Source organism: Flavobacterium sp. AC274 (assembly GCF_979258275.1).
In genome coordinates this window covers 281130-298540 of record NZ_OZ409852.1, presented here as the reverse complement: position 1 = coordinate 298540, position 17411 = coordinate 281130, and the positions used below count along the sequence as shown (strand labels likewise).

11 protein-coding genes and 3 pseudogenes are annotated in these 17411 nt (G+C 34.3%); 9 read left to right on the top strand and 5 right to left on the bottom strand.

The features are described from left to right. Positions 1–76: 76 nt before the first annotated feature. Both odhB and ACZZZT_RS01315 read right to left on the bottom strand, forming a co-directional pair. Entirely contained in the window at positions 77–1318 is a 1242-nt protein-coding gene (odhB, locus tag ACZZZT_RS01320; protein ID WP_463459179.1) for a 2-oxoglutarate dehydrogenase complex dihydrolipoyllysine-residue succinyltransferase, read from the bottom strand. Between the two features lie 82 nt (positions 1319–1400). Beyond that, a pseudogene (locus ACZZZT_RS01315) lies at positions 1401–4174 on the bottom strand (2-oxoglutarate dehydrogenase E1 component). A gap of 116 nt (positions 4175–4290) precedes the next feature. On the opposite strand from ACZZZT_RS01315, the gene ACZZZT_RS01310 reads away from it, so the two are divergent. Then, positions 4291–4842 (top strand): hypothetical protein, encoded by a 552-nt coding sequence (locus ACZZZT_RS01310; protein WP_463459178.1) that lies wholly within the window; start codon positions 4291–4293, stop codon positions 4840–4842. Between the two features lie 101 nt (positions 4843–4943). On the opposite strand, the gene ACZZZT_RS01305 is transcribed toward ACZZZT_RS01310, so the two are convergent. Both ACZZZT_RS01305 and ACZZZT_RS01300 read right to left on the bottom strand, forming a co-directional pair. Continuing rightward, positions 4944–5297: a hypothetical protein gene (locus ACZZZT_RS01305; protein ID WP_463459177.1), complete on the bottom strand. Its 354-nt coding sequence runs from the start codon at positions 5295–5297 to the stop codon at positions 4944–4946. Positions 5298–5337: 40 nt separating this feature from the next. Continuing rightward, entirely contained in the window at positions 5338–6363 is a 1026-nt protein-coding gene (locus tag ACZZZT_RS01300; RefSeq protein ID WP_042563269.1) for a LacI family DNA-binding transcriptional regulator, read from the bottom strand. A gap of 209 nt (positions 6364–6572) precedes the next feature. Between ACZZZT_RS01300 and ACZZZT_RS01295 the strand changes: the two genes are divergently transcribed. The 4 genes and pseudogenes from ACZZZT_RS01295 (at position 6573) to ACZZZT_RS01280 (ending at position 12340) form a co-directional block, all read left to right on the top strand. Further along, the gene (locus ACZZZT_RS01295) at positions 6573–9167 is read left to right on the top strand and encodes a TonB-dependent receptor (protein WP_463459176.1); all 2595 of its coding nucleotides are present in this window, start codon (positions 6573–6575) and stop codon (positions 9165–9167) included. Between the two features lie 97 nt (positions 9168–9264). Further along, a pseudogene (locus ACZZZT_RS01290) lies at positions 9265–10484 on the top strand (MFS transporter). Continuing rightward, positions 10474–10746, top strand: a complete 273-nt coding sequence (locus tag ACZZZT_RS01285; RefSeq protein WP_463459175.1) for a trehalase calcium-binding domain-containing protein — start codon at positions 10474–10476, stop codon at positions 10744–10746. The pseudogene ACZZZT_RS01290 and the gene ACZZZT_RS01285 overlap by 11 nt, the downstream one beginning before the upstream one ends. Then, positions 10731–12340 (top strand): annotated as a pseudogene (locus ACZZZT_RS01280) (trehalase family glycosidase). The gene ACZZZT_RS01285 and the pseudogene ACZZZT_RS01280 overlap by 16 nt, the downstream one beginning before the upstream one ends. 152 nt (positions 12341–12492) lie before the next feature. Here the strand turns inward: ACZZZT_RS01280 and ACZZZT_RS01275 are convergent. After that, positions 12493–13467, bottom strand: coding sequence for a polyprenyl synthetase family protein (locus ACZZZT_RS01275; RefSeq protein ID WP_463459174.1), 975 nt, complete (start codon positions 13465–13467; stop codon positions 12493–12495). A 269-nt stretch (positions 13468–13736) separates the two neighbouring features. Between ACZZZT_RS01275 and ACZZZT_RS01270 the strand changes: the two genes are divergently transcribed. The 4 genes from ACZZZT_RS01270 (at position 13737) to ACZZZT_RS01255 (ending at position 17385) form a co-directional block, all read left to right on the top strand. Further along, on the top strand, positions 13737–14258 hold the full coding sequence (locus ACZZZT_RS01270; protein WP_042563274.1) for a YceI family protein: 522 nt from the start codon (positions 13737–13739) through the stop codon (positions 14256–14258). Positions 14259–14363: 105 nt separating this feature from the next. Further along, positions 14364–14963: a TetR/AcrR family transcriptional regulator gene (locus ACZZZT_RS01265; RefSeq protein WP_463459173.1), complete on the top strand. Its 600-nt coding sequence runs from the start codon at positions 14364–14366 to the stop codon at positions 14961–14963. Positions 14964–14973: 10 nt separating this feature from the next. Beyond that, positions 14974–16308, top strand: a complete 1335-nt coding sequence (locus ACZZZT_RS01260; RefSeq protein WP_042563276.1) for a TolC family protein — start codon at positions 14974–14976, stop codon at positions 16306–16308. Between the two features lie 9 nt (positions 16309–16317). Further along, positions 16318–17385, top strand: a complete 1068-nt coding sequence (locus ACZZZT_RS01255; RefSeq protein WP_042563277.1) for an efflux RND transporter periplasmic adaptor subunit — start codon at positions 16318–16320, stop codon at positions 17383–17385. Positions 17386–17411: the final 26 nt, after the last annotated feature.

Genomic DNA, 17411 nt, shown 5'->3' with positions numbered 1-17411 from the left:
GAAATAATTTAAAACATAAAAAAACCTGCTCAAATTAAAGAGCAGGTTTTTGATATAAATTAAAAAATATTAAATATTACAATTCTAAAGCACGCTTAGCATCGCCATTCATTAATAATTCTAATGGATTTTCTAAAGCTTCTTTTACAGCCACTAAGAAACCAACAGACTCACGTCCGTCAATAATTCTGTGGTCATAAGAAAGAGCAACATACATCATTGGGTGAATTTCAACTTTACCGTTTACAGCAATCGGACGCTCAATAATGTTGTGCATTCCTAAAATTCCTGATTGAGGAGGGTTGATGATTGGTGTAGATAACATAGATCCGAAAACACCACCGTTTGTAATGGTGAAAGTTCCACCTGTCATATCATCAACAGTAATTTGACCGTCACGAGCTCTAAGTGCTAATCTTTTAATTTCAGCTTCAATTCCGCGGAAAGTTAATAATTCAGCATTACGAACAACAGGAACCATTAAACCTTTTGGTCCAGAAACAGCGATAGAGATATCAGCAAAATCGTAAGCGATTTTGTAATCACCATCCATCATTGAGTTAACATCTGGATATAATTGTAAAGCTCTTGTAACTGCTTTTGTAAAGAATGACATGAAACCTAAACCTAAACCACCATGTTTTGCTTTGAAAGCATCTTTGTATTCATTACGAATTTGGTTGATTGGCGTCATGTTTACTTCGTTGAAAGTAGTAAGCATAGCAGTTTCGTTTTTAGCCGAAACCAATCTTTCTGCTACTTTACGACGTAACATTGATAATTTTGTGCGCTCACTTCCACGGCTTCCACCAGTTGGAGTTCCCATAGAAGGTACTGCATTTACAGCATCATCTTTAGTGATTCTTCCACCTTTACCAGTTCCTGAAACTGTTGCAGGTGCTATGTTTTTTTCGTCTAATATTTTTCTTGCTGCAGGAGATGGAGTTCCAGCTGCATAACTTGTTGCTGCCGGAGCCTGAACCGGAGCTGCTTTTGGAGCTTCAGCTTTTGCTTCTGCCTTTGGAGCCTCAGTTTTTGGTGCTTCAGCCGCCGGAGCTGCTGCGTCACCTGCAGGTTTTGCTGCATCTGTATCAATTAAACAAACGACAGCTCCTACTGCAACTGTATCACCTTCTTCAGCTTTTAACGTAATAATTCCGCTCATTTCAGCAGGCAATTCAAGAGTAGCTTTATCTGAATCAACTTCAGCAATGGCTTGATCTTTTTCTACATAATCTCCGTCTTTTACTAACCAAGTTGCAATTTCAACTTCTTTTATTGACTCCCCTGGTGATGGGACTTTCATTTCTAAAATCATCTTTGTTTTTGTTTAAGGTTTATATTGTTTAAGGCGTAAAGTGTTTGGTCTAACTTTAAGTCTTAAACGTTAAACTAATTTTTTATCTGAATAAATTTTTATCGAATACCATTCTAATCGCATCTGCATGACGACGTTTAGCTCTTGTATAACTTCCTGAAGCCGGAGCAGCATAAGCTTTTAATGAAGCCAATCTCCATTTTACAAGATCAAAGTTCATTAACATAAAGCTGTAAGCCCCCATGTTTTTAGGTTCTTCCTGAGCCCAAACATAATCATCAGCATTTGGATATTTTGCAATAATTGCTTTTAACTGCTCAACAGGTAATGGGAATAATTGCTCGATACGAACAACGGCAACGTCTTTTCTTCCGTTGATTTCTCTTTCTGCAACGATGTCATAATAGAATTTACCAGTACAGAAAACTAAAGTTTTTACTTTCTTTTTATCTACTGTATTATCATCAATTGTTTCCTGGAAACTTCCTGTTGCTAATTCTTCAGCTGTAGATACACATCTTGGATCACGCAATAAACTTTTTGGAGAGAAAACTACCAAAGGTTTACGGAAATTTGTTTTCATTTGTCTTCTCAACAAGTGAAAGAAGTTCGCTGGAGTTGTACAATCTGCAACATACATGTTTTGTCTTGCACAAAGTTGTAAATAACGCTCCATTCTTGCAGAAGAGTGTTCTGCACCTTGTCCTTCATATCCGTGAGGCAATAATAAAACAATACCATTTTGGTTGTTCCATTTGTCTTCACCACATGAAATATATTGGTCAATCATGATTTGGGCTCCGTTAGAGAAATCTCCAAATTGTGCTTCCCAAATTGTTAATGCGTTTGGATTTGCTAATGCATATCCGTAATCAAAACCAAGAACACCATATTCAGATAAAAGTGAATTGAATACGCCAAATTTTCCTTTTTTGTTTTCGATTGCATCTAATAAGATTACTTCTTCTTCAGAATCTTCAACTTTAACAACAGCATGACGGTGAGAGAAAGTACCACGCTCAACGTCCTGACCTGAAATACGAACATCAAATCCTTCTGTTAAAAGTGAACCGTAAGCTAAAGCTTCAGCAGTTCCCCAATCAATAGTATTATTGTCGTATCCGGCTTTTCTGTCCGTAACAATTTTAGTGATTTTGTTGATGAACTTCTTGTCTTCCGGTAATGTTGAAATTGTATTGATGATAGAATCTAATCCTTTTTTATCAAAAGTAGTGTCAACTTTTTGAAGCATTTGAGTATCAGTTACCTGAACAAATCCATCCCATTCGTTTTTCATGAATGGCGTTATAATTGTCAAATCTTTTTTACGGGAAGCTTCTAAATTCTGCTCTAAATCAGATTTGTATTCTTTTTCTAAAGCATTTACATAAGAAGCATCAATTACGCCGTCAGACAATAATTTTTCAGCATAAATATCTCTTGGATTTTTATGTTTTGCGATGATTTTATATAATACTGGTTGCGTAAAACGAGGTTCATCACCTTCGTTATGACCGTATTTTCTATATCCTAATAAATCGATAAATACGTCACGTCCAAATTGCATTCTGTAGTCTAATGCAAAAGACATAGCGTGTACAACAGCTTCAGCATCATCAGCATTTACGTGTAATACCGGTGAAAGCGTTACTTTGGCAACATCTGTACAATAAGTAGAAGAACGTGCGTCTAAATAATTCGTTGTAAAACCAACCTGATTGTTGATTACAATATGAATTGTTCCTCCGGTTTTGTAACCGTCAAGTTGTGCCATCTGAATGATTTCATACAAGATACCTTGTCCTGCAATTGCAGCATCTCCGTGAACGGCGATAGGTAATACTTTAGAGAAATCATCAGCATAATATTTATCTTGTTTTGCTCTTGTAATTCCTTCAATTACAGCTCCAACCGTTTCAAGGTGAGAAGGGTTTGGTGCTAAATTGATATTGATGTTTTTCCTGATCTTGTTTTTTTGTCAGCCGTAAGACCTAAGTGGTATTTTACGTCACCATCAAAATATTCCTGATCGTAATCTTTACCGTCAAACTCACCAAAAATATCCTGAGTTGATTTTCCGAAGATGTTTGCCAAAACGTTCAAACGACCACGGTGAGCCATTCCCATTACGAATTGTTCAACACCTTTTTCAGCAGCTTGTTCGATCAAAGCGTCAAGAGCCGGAATGATAGATTCTCCACCTTCTAATGAAAAACGTTTTTGACCAACATATTTAGTATGAAGGAAGTTTTCGAAAGAAACGGCTTCGTTTAATTTATTTAAGATTGTTTTCTTTTCTTCTGTAGAAAAATTAGGCTGGTTAACATTAACAGCCAGTTTTTCCTGAATCCATTTTACAACACCAGGATTTCTGATGTACATATATTCAATACCAATATGCTGGCAGTAAATAGCTTTAAGACGATTTACGATAGCTTCTAGTGATGAAGGCGGGATTCCGATAGTCTGAGCTGCATCAAAAACTGTTGAAAGATCGGCAGATGTTAAGCCGAAATTTTCGATATCTAAAGTTGGAGATGACGTTCTACGATCACGAACCGGATTTGTTTTGGTAAACAAATGACCACGTGTACGGTAACCATCGATTAATTTTAGTACGTTGAATTCTTTTTGCAGTTTTTCTGAAACCTGACTGTAATCTGTGTTGGGGCTAGTCACGTACTCAACGATTTGCTGCACCGGATTTTCGTCATTATAAGTAGTCATTCCAAAGTCGAAACCTTGAAAAAAACTTCTCCAGCTAGGCTCAACGCTGTCTGGGTTTACTAAATATTGATCGTATAATTGTGCAAAAAACTCTGTATGTGCTGCATTTAAAAATGAAAACCTATCCATAATATTAGTGAATATACTTTTTGTTAAATAGAATGGCAAAAGTACAACAATGCATTTATTTAAATCTTTTTTTTGCTTACTTTTACGTAAAAATTTGTTAAAAAAAGTGTTAAGCCATGAATAAAAATCAAATTTCAAACGTTTTCAAATCATTATTTGTGATTTTGACAGTCTTGTTTTCAAGTTATTCAATGGCACAGGAAATTTCAGCCGTAGATAGTACTACTAATTTTTGGGATAAAGTTCAGTTTGGTGGCGGACTTGGTCTGGGAATTGGTTCAGGATATACTGATATTTCGGTTATGCCAAGTGCGATTTATAATGTTAACGAAATTGTTGCCGTTGGAGTTGGTTTGCAATTTGGTTATTTATCTTCAAAAAATTATTATGAATCTTATGTTTATGGCGGAAGTTTAATTACGCTTGTAAACCCAATTCCCGAAGTTCAATTGTCGGCAGAATTAGAACAAGTAAGAGTGGATACAAGATATGAAACCAACGTCAACAGACCTGCTTTTTCTGATAGTTATTGGAATACCGCTTTATATCTTGGAGCAGGTTACAGAACAGGAAATGTGACAATCGGCGCCCGATACGACGTATTATATGATCCGGATAAAAGTCTTTATGGATCCGGATTTATGCCTTTTGTGAGAGTTTATTTCTGAGAGGTTCAAAGGTTGAGAGCAACAAAGGTTCAAAGTTTTGTATAATGGTTAAGACTTGTCGCAAAGAGAGAAAACCTCTGTCGCTTTGCAACTTAGCACCTTTACTTGTAATGATTCCTAAACCAAACCTTCTGCCATTCTCTTTTTAAAATCAAAAAAGAAACCTGCTCAGCTAACATCACTAAATCAGAACCATCGAGTTTTTTGATTTCGATTTCAGAAACATCAATGATATAAAGGAGATTTAAATATTCAGCAAATTTGTACTGAATCATTCGGTAGATTTTTTCGTGAAGCTGAATTTTTAATTCATCGGGAGAAATACTTAACGGAAAATCGATTCCTTCATTCGCCAAATTAAAATCCTTATTGATTTGTTCAATCAAACTTAAGTATAGATTTCCATTTTCGGCATCAGCCAATAAAATATCGGTATTTTCAGGAATCGGAAACATTGATGCGTTTTAAAGTTGAAGCAAAGTTAAAACTAAAAAATCATTTAACGGTCGATTCTCGTTCTATGATTCTTGTTGGAAGTTCTATAATTTGATGCGTAACTGGTCGATGTTCTTTTATGTCGGCAATTTCATCAATTAAAATAGAAACTGCGGTGTGTCCCATTTCAAACCCGGGCTGATCAATTGTAGTTAATTTTGGAGAAATAACCGTACTCATAAACCAATTACTAAACCCAAAAACAGCAACCTGATCCGGTGTTTTTATTCCGGCTTCATTAAAATATTTTATAATTCCGATAGCTACTAAATCTGTGATCGCAAAAATAGCATCGATATCCGGATGCTCATTCATTATTTTCTGGGCATTTTCGTAACCGTCTTCAAAATCGGTATTGTTGTCGCAAACGTAAACCAGTTTAGAATCATATTCTATTCCGTGTGCTTCAAGTGCTCTTTTATACCCTAAAAAGCGATCAATGGAATTTTGCGGAACATAAGAACCTCTAAAATGTGCAATTTTTTTAAATCCTTTATTAATAAGGTACGAAACCGCATCAAAAGCCGCTTTTGCATCGTTGATTACGACTTTGGAACAATCTACTCTTTTGGCAATTTTATCAAATAAAACAACCGGAGTATTTTTTCGAATGGCTTCATTAATATGAGAGAAATCGTCTGTTTCATTCGAAAGTGACATTAAAACACCATCAACACGTTTCTGAATCAATAAGGCAAGCTGTTTTTTCTCCAGTTCATACTTTTCGTTTGATTGTAGAATAATAACCAGATAACCTCTTTTTTCGGCTTCTTCCAAAATACCATTCAAAACACTGGAAAAAAAGTGATGAACCGTTGCAGGAATGATCACACCAATAGTTTTGGTTTCATTGGTTCTAAGATTTACGGCGACAGAATTAGGAATATAATTCATCGTTTCTGCCATTTCGATCACTTTTGCACGCGTCGATTTACTGATATCGGTATATCCTTTTAGTGCTTTTGAAACCGTTGTGACTGAAATTCCTAATGCCGAAGCAATATCAATTAGTTTTGTGTCATTCATGAAATAAATGTACTAAAAATAAAATGTATTAGTAAAATATTAACTTCCGAAAACGTTTTAGGTGATTTCGAAAACGTTTTCGATTCCGAATTCTTAAATTGAAGTTAAATAGTAATTAAGTTTACATTCAATAAAAGAAAACTTTACTAACCAAACCAAAAAATCATGAAACAGCAACATTCGTATTTAAGCATACTATTTTTATTATTGTGCTTGATTTTGCTCCAAATAATGTATTTGCTCAGGCAAAAAATACCGTTTCCGGAAAAGTATTAGATGAAACCGGACAAACAGTTCCAGGTGCAAACGTATCATTGAAAGACACGGGAAAAAATACAGTTACAGATGAAAACGGTGCTTATGTTTTCTCTGATGTTATCGCAGGAAATTATACTGTAGAAGCTACAAATGTGGGTTACAAAACCTATACAAAAGCAATTACCGTAAAAGAAGGCGAGTCGTTACAAGTAAATTTATTGCTTGAAGGCGAATCGCAAAACCTTAAAGAAGTTGTAGTTACAGGATCATCTACACCAAGATCTAAACTAGAATCGAGCGTTGCCATTACTACAATGGGCGCAAAAGCAATCGAAGACAGAGCGCCGTCAAGCACAGCAGCTTTATTGCAGACGATTCCCGGATTTGTAGTGGAAGCTTCTGGAGGAGAAATAGGAAACAACCTTTTTGCAAGAGGGATTCCGTCTGCCGGAGCGTACGAATATGTACAAATTCAGGAAGACGGTTTGCCGGTTTTTGAAGATGGCGCACTACAATTTGCCAACGCAGATACTTTTTACAGACTGGATGAAACAGTAAGCAAAATGGAAGCGGTTCGTGGAGGTTCTGCATCCATTTTTGCTAATAATGCTCCTGGTGGAATCATTAACTTTATTTCGAAAACCGGGCAGAATGAATTTATGGGAAGAGCCAAATTCACGACTTCAGATTACGGAATGTTCAGAACAGATTTGAATTTATCTGGCGCATTAATTCAGGACAAATTATTTTTTAATGTTGGAGGATTTTACAGAGCCGATAATGGTGTAAGAAACACAGGTTTTACAGCAAACAAAGGCGGACAAATCAAAGGAAACATTACCTATAAATTTGATGACAGCGATTATTTGAGAATAAACTTTAAACATCTTGACGACAGAAATACGTTCTATTTACCAATTCCGCTGAAAAGCAATAACGGAAAAATTGAAGGAATCGACGGATTTAATCCAAATTACGGAACGTTGACTTCAGTAAATTTCAGTCATTTAAATGTGCCTCAATATGGCGGCGGAACTTTCAGCGCAGATTTAGAAGATGGTTCTCATCCTGTAATCAACTCGATTGGAGCAGAGTTTAAAAAGAAAATCTCTGAAAAAGTGACTTTCAAAAATGCCTTCAAACAAACTTCAATTGACTTGAACTACAACGCTATTTTTCCAAACGGCGGACCCTGGACACAAGATGCTTACGCAACAGATATTCAAAATACAACTGCCGGAAACCTTGCTTATTCTTATGTAGATAATGGCGCGGCTTTAGATCCAAATGCTTTGATTATGAGAGCAGATCTTTGGCATATTGAGAAAAAGATGAACAACTTTGCGAATAATTTCTCTTTTACATTTGATCTGGATCCTGTACAATTAACAGCTGGTTACTATTATTCAAACTGGAAATCAAATCAATACTGGAACTGGAATTCGTATTTAGTAAGTGTTTCAGACAATCCAAGATTATTGAATGTGACTGATAATACAACAGGCGTTGAACATACTTTTAATGGTGTAGAAAGAATTACATGGTTAGAAAGAGATGCCCAAACGAAAGGACTTTTGAATGATATTTATGCTGACGCCGAAATTAAAGCAACGGATAATTTAACTTTCAACGCAGGTTTAAGATACAACAAAGACAAATATTCAGGATACAGAGACAATGCCCGTTTTTTTGCTGAAGATTTAGGAATTTTAGACAACAATACGGCAGATGATGCGGTGACAACAGTAAAAGGAAATCCGTATACCTATTGGAGATATGATGTAAGCGAATGGTCTTATACTGCCGCTGGAAACTACAAATTCAACGAAAAGATGGCTTCATATGTTCGTTACAGCCATGGTTTTAGATCACCAATTGAAGAATCATTTTATGACAATGCAGCCGATTTAAGCAAACTGGAAAATACAGAAGTAAATCAATTTGAATTGGGTTATAAATATTCAGGTTCGTTCTTCTCGGTAAATGCGAATTTGTTTCATATGAATTTAAAAAATGTTGCTTTTACAGATATTTTATCTGACGGATCTTCAGAAAATAAATTTGCCGACGTAAACAATATTGGTCTTGAAGTTGAGACAAATGCCAGATATGAATTTGTAAAACTGAATTTTACATTCACCGTTCAAAAACCGGAATACGATAATTTCACCGGAACAAATGCAGACGGTTCGACTTTTGATTTTAACGGAAATACAGCCAGAAGAATCCCTAAATTTTTCTGTAACCTAAGACCCGAAGTTGATATTACAAAAGATTTCACGGCTTATGTTCAGTTTTCGTATTACGATAAAAAATTCACGAATCAGGATAACAGACAAGTTTTACCGGCTTACAAAGAAGTTGGGGCAGGTTTAAATTATACCTATAACAATCTTCGTTTTGCAGTTGATGCTTCCAATTTATTTAACGAAATTGGTTTAACAGAAGGAGATCCAAGACAAACAACATCTGCAGCAAGTGATGTATTTATGGCAAGACCAATTTTAGGACGCGCCTTTAGATTTTCTGTAGCCGTTAATTTTTAAAAAATATAATCATTACAATATAAAAGTTACAAGATTGTAGAGACGCACAGCAGTGCGTCTCCGCAACGTAACCACAACGCACAGACAAATACAACAAATGAAAAACATCGGAATTAAAATCTCACTTTACCTCAATTATTTTGTCTTTGCTATTTTATTAAACAGCGTAGGAATCGTGATTTTAAAATCACAAAAAAACTATGGAGTTGATGAAGTTCAGGCCAGTATTTTAGAAGCTTTTAAAGACATGCCCATTGCCATAGTTTCCTTTTTTATAGCTTCTTTTTTACCAAGAATTGGCTATAGAAAAGCGATGCTTACAGGTTTGGCTTTGGTGACTTTGGCTTGTATTTCTATGTATTTTGGTAACTCGTTTGACAATGCTAAAATCCTTTTTGCAACCGTTGGCGTTTCCTTTGCTTTGATCAAAGTTTCTGTTTATTCTTTGATAGGAACCGTGACCGAAACCAAAAAGAACACAACGCATTAATGAGTAGTATCGAAGGTTTTTTTATGGTGGGAATTGCTTTAGCATATTTTTTATTTCCTGCTTTTAATAACGAAAACGATCCAAATTCATGGTTGAATGTTTATTGGTTTTTAGCAGGATTATCGTTCCTTTCTTTCTTGTTTTTATTCTTTGTAAAATTTGAAGAAGCAGAAGTTTCAGCAGGCGCAAATATCAAAGACGATTTTCTGCAAATGTTCAAATTAATGGCAAAATTGCTGACCGTTATTTTTGTAATTAGTGTGTTTTTGTTTGTTATGATTGAGCAGGGAATTCTTTCCTGGCTGCCAACATTCAATACAAAAGTGTTGCATTTGCCTGAGAATATTAGCATTATGATGGCGAGTATTTTGGCCATTTCATTAGCAATTGGAAGATTAATTGCCGGCATTGTAACCAAAAAAGTAAACTGGATTTGGGTTCTGAGTTTCTGTATTATCTCAGCGATGCTGTTGGTCATTTTTGTACTTCCAAAAACCGTTGGATTAGAAGTAAAAAATATCAATACACTTTCAGATATTCCGTTAATTGGCTTTGCTTTTCCTTTAATAGGATTATTTATTGCGCCTATTTATCCGTTATTAAATTCGATTGTTTTGAGCGCTTTGCCTAAAAATCTGCAAAGTTCCATGACAGGATTAATTGTGATTTTTTCTGCACTTGGAGGAACTTTAGGATCCAGAATTACAGGTTGGCTGTTTAAAAATGAAGGGCCTGAAAAAGCATTTTATTTTACATTAATCCCGATGACTTTATTACTGATTTCCTTTTTTATTCTTAAAAAAATAACTGCAAAAGATGAAATTTAAATTACATATAACCCAAACCATCGAAAAATTATTAGCTCAGGAAGATACTGACGGCGATAAAAAAATAACGATTGATGACAACGGTCCAAAAAGTTTTTTGCTGAACGATGAAAACGGAAATTCAGCAGAAATTAAGGGAACTTATCAGCTTTCGAATTTGTTACAGGAATTGGCTTTAGCCAAAAAAGAAAACGTTGAATTCGCCGAAATAGATCTGAATGAAATTACCGAAGACCCTGTAAAAGAATTTCACGAAAAATAAAAGATTTATACTGGAAAGGCCTTACCAGAACCATTGATGCCATTGGTGTAAAGAAAATTCTGGAAGATGATAAAATCGAAAATGAAATCGCGTATTTATATGTGCCGTTTGGGGATGAAATTGTTTTTGATTATTTCAAAAAATTAGAAGCAACAACTCCGAAATTAAAAGTAGTTCAAATGCCTAAAAATATTTCGCCGGAATATGTTTTATCGCTGAACAAAAAACCGGGAATTTTAGCATTGGCACTTCAAATAAAAAACAATGAAATTTCCGGAGTTCCGTTTGTGGTTCCCGGCGGAAGATTTAACGAAATGTACGGTTGGGACAGTTATTTTATTGCCAAAGGACTTTTGATTGATGATAAAATCGATCTTGCTTTGGGTATTGCCGAAAACTTTAAATATCAAATTGATCATTATGGCAAAATCCTGAATGCCAACCGAAGTTATTATTTAACCCGAACGCAGCCGCCGCTTTATACATCTTTAATTATGGATGTTTTAGAAAAGTCAAATCCTGATATTTTTTGGATTGAAAGACATTTAAAAACCGCTATAAAAGAATACAAAACCGTTTGGATGGAAGAAGGAAAACGACTTACTGCAAATGGATTAAATCGTTATAAAGCAGAAGGAATTGGGCTTCCTTTTGAGGTTGAAGAAGGACATTTTGATGATATTCTGGAACAATATGCGCCAAAATATAATCTCTCAACGCGAGAATTCGAAAAAAATATCTCGAAAGAGAAGTTGTTGATGCTGAATTGGATAAATATTTTATTCACGATCGAAGCATGCGCGAAAGCGGCCACGACACCACAAACAGATTGGTCGGAATTTGTGCCAATTTAAATACGGTTGCGATTAATAGTCTGCTTTATAAATACGAAACGGATATTGCTTTTTTGATTGAGAAATATTTTAAAAATGAATTTCAATATTTCGAAGACAAATCTTTTTCGAGTGAATATTGGATTTCGAAGGCAAATTCCAGAAAAGAGAAAATCAACAAAATGTGTTGGAATGGAGAAAACGGAATCTATTTTGATTATGATTTTGTGAATGAAAAGCAACATGTTTTTGAAGCGGCTCCAACATTTTATCCGCTTTGGGCAAAAATAAGTACGCCGGAACAAGCTAAAATTTTGGTAAAAAATACGCTTCCAAAATTTAAAATGAAAGGCGGAATTGCAGGAAGTACCAAAGAATCAATTGCTGCTGTAGACGAAAATTCGCCAATACGACAATGGGATTATCCGTTTGGATGGGCGCCACACCAAATGCTTTTGTGGGAAGGTTTACTGAATTATAATTTTCAGGAAGAAGCGCAGGAAATGGTCTATCGCTGGCTTTGGCTGATTACCAGAAACGCGGTTGATTACAACGGAACAATTCCTGAAAAGTTTGATTTATCAATAAGTTCACACAAAATTTTCGCAGAATACGGAAACGTAGGAACGGAGTTTAATTATATAACAGAAGAAGGTTTTGGCTGGATGAACGCTTCGTATCAATACGGATTAACGATTTTAAAAGAAGATCTAAAACAAAAATTATCGGATTTAGTTGATCCCGATGAACTTTTTGGATAAACTAGCCTTCGACTTTTTCTATAGTTTTCTAAAATGACAAACCCGACAGGTTTTGAAAACCTGTCGGGTTTACTATGCGCAAAAAATAGCCACAGATTAAAAGATTTTCACTGATTAATCTTTTTTAATCCTTTAATCTGTGGCATAAAATTTTAAACTTTTCTTCCCATTAAATTCTCGCCAAAAGTTCTAAGAATACCTTTTTTTTCAGCGTTGATTTCCATTTTTTCTAAAGTCTCAAAAGCTTTAAAAGTATACATTTCAATTGCTTCCTGCGTAGCTTTTGATGCTCCGGATTCGTTGAAAATGGCTTTTGCAGTTGCTATTTTTTCGGCATTATCTTCGAGTTGTAAACTAAATAATTTTTGTAATTCTGAAGCTTTTTCAGAAGAAGAAAATTCTAAAGCTTTTAGATATAAATACGTTTTTTTATTTACGATAATATCGCCGCCAACTTGTTTTCCAAAAGTTTTAGGATCTCCAAAAGCATCCAAATAGTCATCTTGTAATTGAAAAGCTAAACCTAAATTGAGTCCGAAATCATAAATTAAATCAGCTTCTTTTTCAGAAGTTTTCGCTACAATTGCACCCATTTTCATGGCTGCGGCAACTAAAACAGCTGTTTTATATTCGATCATTTTTAGATATTCGGGAATCGTTACATTGTTTCTTTCTTCAAAATCAACATCCCATTGCTGTCCTTCGCAAACTTCAAGAGCTGTTTTGCTAAATAATTTTGCCAAATCCCTAAAAACGGTTGGTTCGTATTGTTCAAAATACTGATATGCCAGGATAAGCATGGCATCTCCGGATAAAATCCCGGTATTAATATTCCATTTTTCGTGTACGGTTACTTTACCTCTTCTTAAAGGCGCATCATCCATAATGTCATCGTGAACCAGCGAGAAATTATGAAAAACCTCAACCGCCATTGCCGCGGGAAGTGCGATTTTGTAATCAGTATTAAATACTTCTGCCGCCATTAAGGTTAGTACAGGACGCATGCGTTTTCCGCCAAGACCTAAAATGTATTCAATAGGTTCGTAAAGGTTTTTGGGTTCTTTGGTAATGCTCTGGCTTTCTAAATAAGTAATAAAAAAATCCTGGTACTGACTAATATCGTGCATAAATGAAATTCTGATTAACGAGCCTCAAAGATACGATTCAAATGTGAATTATAATTTTAAAAATTTAAAAGGAATTTAGTTTCCATAAAAATGGGTATTAAAGCCGCTCATTTTTAATGTGTTAAAATTATTTTTGAAAAAACTCGGAAACTTTCTTGGTGTTTAAAGTTTCCTGTTTATATTTGCACTTTCAAAATGGAAACTTACAACACTTGAAAAGTTTCCATGGCGGGTTTGAGTAAATTATAAACTCATTAAATCAGATAATTATGAAAACAACATGGACCATAAATTCTAGCCAATCAGATGTTTTAATTAAAATGAGACATTCTATACTTGCTTATTTAGGAGGAACTGAAAATAAATTCGATGGTTATGTAAATATTGAAGACAATGAAATTGAAGATGCTTCGGTTGAATTTTCGTTAGATATAAATAACAAGGCAGATAGTTTTCAGCAAATTGATACTCACTTGCAACTGAATGATTTGTTTAATGTAAACGAACATCCAATTATTAGTTTTAAATCGACTTCATTTCAAAAAGTAAATAATAATATCAATTTCTTTAAAGGTGATTTAACTATAAAAGACGTAACCAAAGTTGTAGAACTTGATGCAGAATTTATTGGAATCAATTCTTATAACGGAGAGAGAAAAGTTGCTTTTGAAATTAAAGGCGATATCAAACGTCAGGATTTTGGTCTGGATTATAATTCATACAATCATAATGGTGGATTGGCACTTGGAAAAGATATTAAGCTGATCGCTAATCTGGAATTTAGTATATAATTCTTATTTGATGAATAAGTTAATGTAAAATTATTACAAAATACTGGAAACTATTTTTTTAAAAAAGTTTCCGAATTATATTTGTAAGGCAATTTGAAAATTAAAATGAAAGAAAAAATCATAGCAAAAGCAAGCGATTTATTTTTAAAGTTAGGCTTTAAAAGTGTTACGATGGATGATATTGCAGGTGAAATGTGTATTTCAAAAAAAACGATTTACAAATATTTTTGTAACAAAGAGGTTTTAATTGAAGAAAGTACCTCGATGGTTCACAGACAAGTACACGAAATAATTGATTCTATTGTGGCTAAAAACTACAATGCAATTATGGAAAATTTTGAGATCAGAGAAATGTTCAGAGACATGTTTAAAAATAATATGGATACTTCGCCGATTTATCAGTTAAAAAAACATTATCCCGAAATATATCAAAATGTATTGTCTCACGAAATAGAGCAGTGTACGCAGTATTTTAGAGAAAATATTAAAAAAGGAATTAGCGAAAAGTTTTACCGCCCGGATATAAATATTGATGTGTATGTGAAATTTTATTACACTTTAATTTTTCACATTAATGAAAATACAATTTCTGAAAGAGAGGCTCAGGAAATAGAATTAGAAGCTTTGGAATATCACACCAGAGCAATGGCAACACCAGATGGAATACTAGAATTAGAAAAACAACTTAAAAAAATTATTACTTAATCATCAATCTATGAAACGAATAATTCTTATATTTTTGTGTACAATTGGCTTGGCTGCCAACGCACAAGTCCAAACATTAACCTTAAGAGATGCTCTTACGTATGCGCTTCAAAACAAAGCGGATGCTAAAAAGGCCAAACTACAGGTTGAAAACAGTGAGTATCAAATTCAGGAAGTACGTTCACGAGCATTGCCTCAAATTTCTGCAAACGGAAATTTAACTTACAATCCCGTAATTCAGACGACAGTTATTGACGGAGCAGGATTTGGTGCACCGGGAACTACAATTCAGGCAGCATTTGGTCAAAAATGGACATCGACAGCAGGACTTTCTTTAACTCAGACAATCTTTGATCAATCTGTTTTTACAGGATTAAGAGCAGCAAAATCAACACGTGAGTTTTATCAAATAAACAATCAGTTAACAGAAGAGCAGGTTATTGAAAGAGTTGCAAATAACTATTATTCTGTTTATGTACAAAAAGAAAGATTGATTCTTTTAGACAGTAATTATGTAAACACAACAAAAGTTCGTGATATCGTAAAAGGGCAGTTTGATAATGGTTTAGCTAAAAAAATTGACTTAGACCGTATCGTTGTGAAAATGTCAAATATAGATACAGAGCGTCAGCAAATTAAAAATCAAATTACTTTACAGGAAAATGCTTTAAAGTTTTATATGGGAATGCCTATTGAAACTCAAATTGATATGCCAAAAGAAGAATTTGAAGTAGTTCCTGCAGCATTAACAGAACAGCCAACAGTTGAAAACAGAACAGAATATCTGCTTTTGAAAAAACAAGAAGAGCTTTTAGTATACAATAAAAAAGCTGTTGAAGCTGGATATTATCCTACGCTTTCATTAACGGCAGGTTACAATTACATTGGTCAGGGGCCTGAAATGCCTTGGTTTGCAAAACCAAAAGACGGAGTTTACTGGTCTGATTACTCAGCAATTGGATTAAACTTACATGTGCCAATTTTTACAGGTTTCGGAACTCGTGCTAAAGTAAGACAAGCCGATGTAGAAATCAGATCTTTACAAGAAGATATTAAAGACACAAAACTTTCTCTTGATTTAGACTATAGAAATGCAATGGCTGACATCGAGAATAACATTGTGACTATTCAGAATCAAAAAGAAAATATGCAATTGGCATCAGAGATTCTAAGCAATACAAAAAACAATTATCTTCAGGGACTGGCATCTTTAACAGATTTATTAGATGCTGAAAATGCATCACTTGAAGCTCAAAATAATTATACCAGAGCAGTTTTAAATTATAAAATTGCCGAAATAGCACTAATCAAATCAAAAGGCGAACTAAAAACTCTTATTAAATAACTAATTACAATGAAGAAAACTATTATAACAATCGTAATCATAATCGCAGCACTGGGTGTGATTGGATATGTCTTAAATAATAATAAGAAGGAGAACAAAGCAAAAACAGATATCGTAGCAGAGAAAAATGCTGCAGTTTCGGTTAAAGTTTCTCCTGTAAAAACAGAGGAAGTTTCTTTGGATTTCGTTGCAAATGGAAATTTTCAACCAATTCAGGAATTAACTTTCTCTGCTGAAAAATCTGGAAAAGTAATCAGCGTTTTAGCTAAAGAAGGTGATTATGTAAGAGTAGGTCAAACTTTATTGACAGTTAGAGGTGATGTAATTAATGTTAGTGCACAACAAGCGCAGGCAGTTTACCAAAATGCAAAATCTGATTATGAAAGATATGAAAATGCTTTTAAAACAGGTGGTGTTACAAAACAACAATTAGATCAGGCTAAGTTAGCTTTAACAAATGCACAGTCTAGCTTAACGCAAGCAAACATTAATGTTGGAGACACAAAAGTAAAAGCGCCAATAAGCGGATTTATCAATAAAAAATATATTGAGCCGGGATCTATTTTAGCAGCAACGCCAGCAACAGCTTTATTTGATATCGTAAATGTTTCTAAATTAAAACTAGTTGTTACAGTAAACGAAAATCAGGTTGCCAGTTTAAAATTAGGAAACCAAATTAAAGTAACTGCAAGTGTTTATCCTGATAAAACTTTTTCTGGGAAAATTACTTTTATAGCTTCAAAAGCAGATGAGTCTTTGAACTTTCCTGTTGAAATTGAAATTACAAACAACTCAAATAACGACCTGAAAGCAGGTATGTACGGAACTGCAATTTTTGCATCAAACCAACAAAAACAAAACTTGATGGTTGTACCTAGAAATGCATTTGTAGGAAGTGTGAGCAGCAACGAGATTTTTGTAGTTGAGAATGGTATTGCAAAATTAAGAAAAGTAACTGCTGGAAGAATTTTAGGTGATAAAGTAGAAGTTATCAATGGATTATCTGACGGAGAAACTGTAATTACTACAGGTCAAATTAACTTACAAGACGGTAATACAGTAGAAATTATTAAATAATTTAAAGCGATAAGCTGTAGGCCATA

Bases quoted from the DNA above. Each gene is read 5' to 3' on its own strand.
- odhB (WP_463459179.1), bottom strand. From the start codon at position 1,318: ATGATTTTAGAAATGAAAGTCCCATCACCAGGGGAGTCAATAAAAGAA.
- ACZZZT_RS01310 (WP_463459178.1), top strand. From the start codon at position 4,291: ATGAATAAAAATCAAATTTCAAACGTTTTCAAATCATTATTTGTGATT.
- ACZZZT_RS01305 (WP_463459177.1), bottom strand. From the start codon at position 5,297: ATGTTTCCGATTCCTGAAAATACCGATATTTTATTGGCTGATGCCGAA.
- ACZZZT_RS01300 (WP_042563269.1), bottom strand. From the start codon at position 6,363: ATGAATGACACAAAACTAATTGATATTGCTTCGGCATTAGGAATTTCA.
- ACZZZT_RS01285 (WP_463459175.1), top strand. From the start codon at position 10,474: ATGAAATTTAAATTACATATAACCCAAACCATCGAAAAATTATTAGCT.
- ACZZZT_RS01275 (WP_463459174.1), bottom strand. From the start codon at position 13,467: ATGCACGATATTAGTCAGTACCAGGATTTTTTTATTACTTATTTAGAA.
- ACZZZT_RS01270 (WP_042563274.1), top strand. From the start codon at position 13,737: ATGAAAACAACATGGACCATAAATTCTAGCCAATCAGATGTTTTAATT.
- ACZZZT_RS01265 (WP_463459173.1), top strand. From the start codon at position 14,364: ATGAAAGAAAAAATCATAGCAAAAGCAAGCGATTTATTTTTAAAGTTA.
- ACZZZT_RS01260 (WP_042563276.1), top strand. From the start codon at position 14,974: ATGAAACGAATAATTCTTATATTTTTGTGTACAATTGGCTTGGCTGCC.
- ACZZZT_RS01255 (WP_042563277.1), top strand. From the start codon at position 16,318: ATGAAGAAAACTATTATAACAATCGTAATCATAATCGCAGCACTGGGT.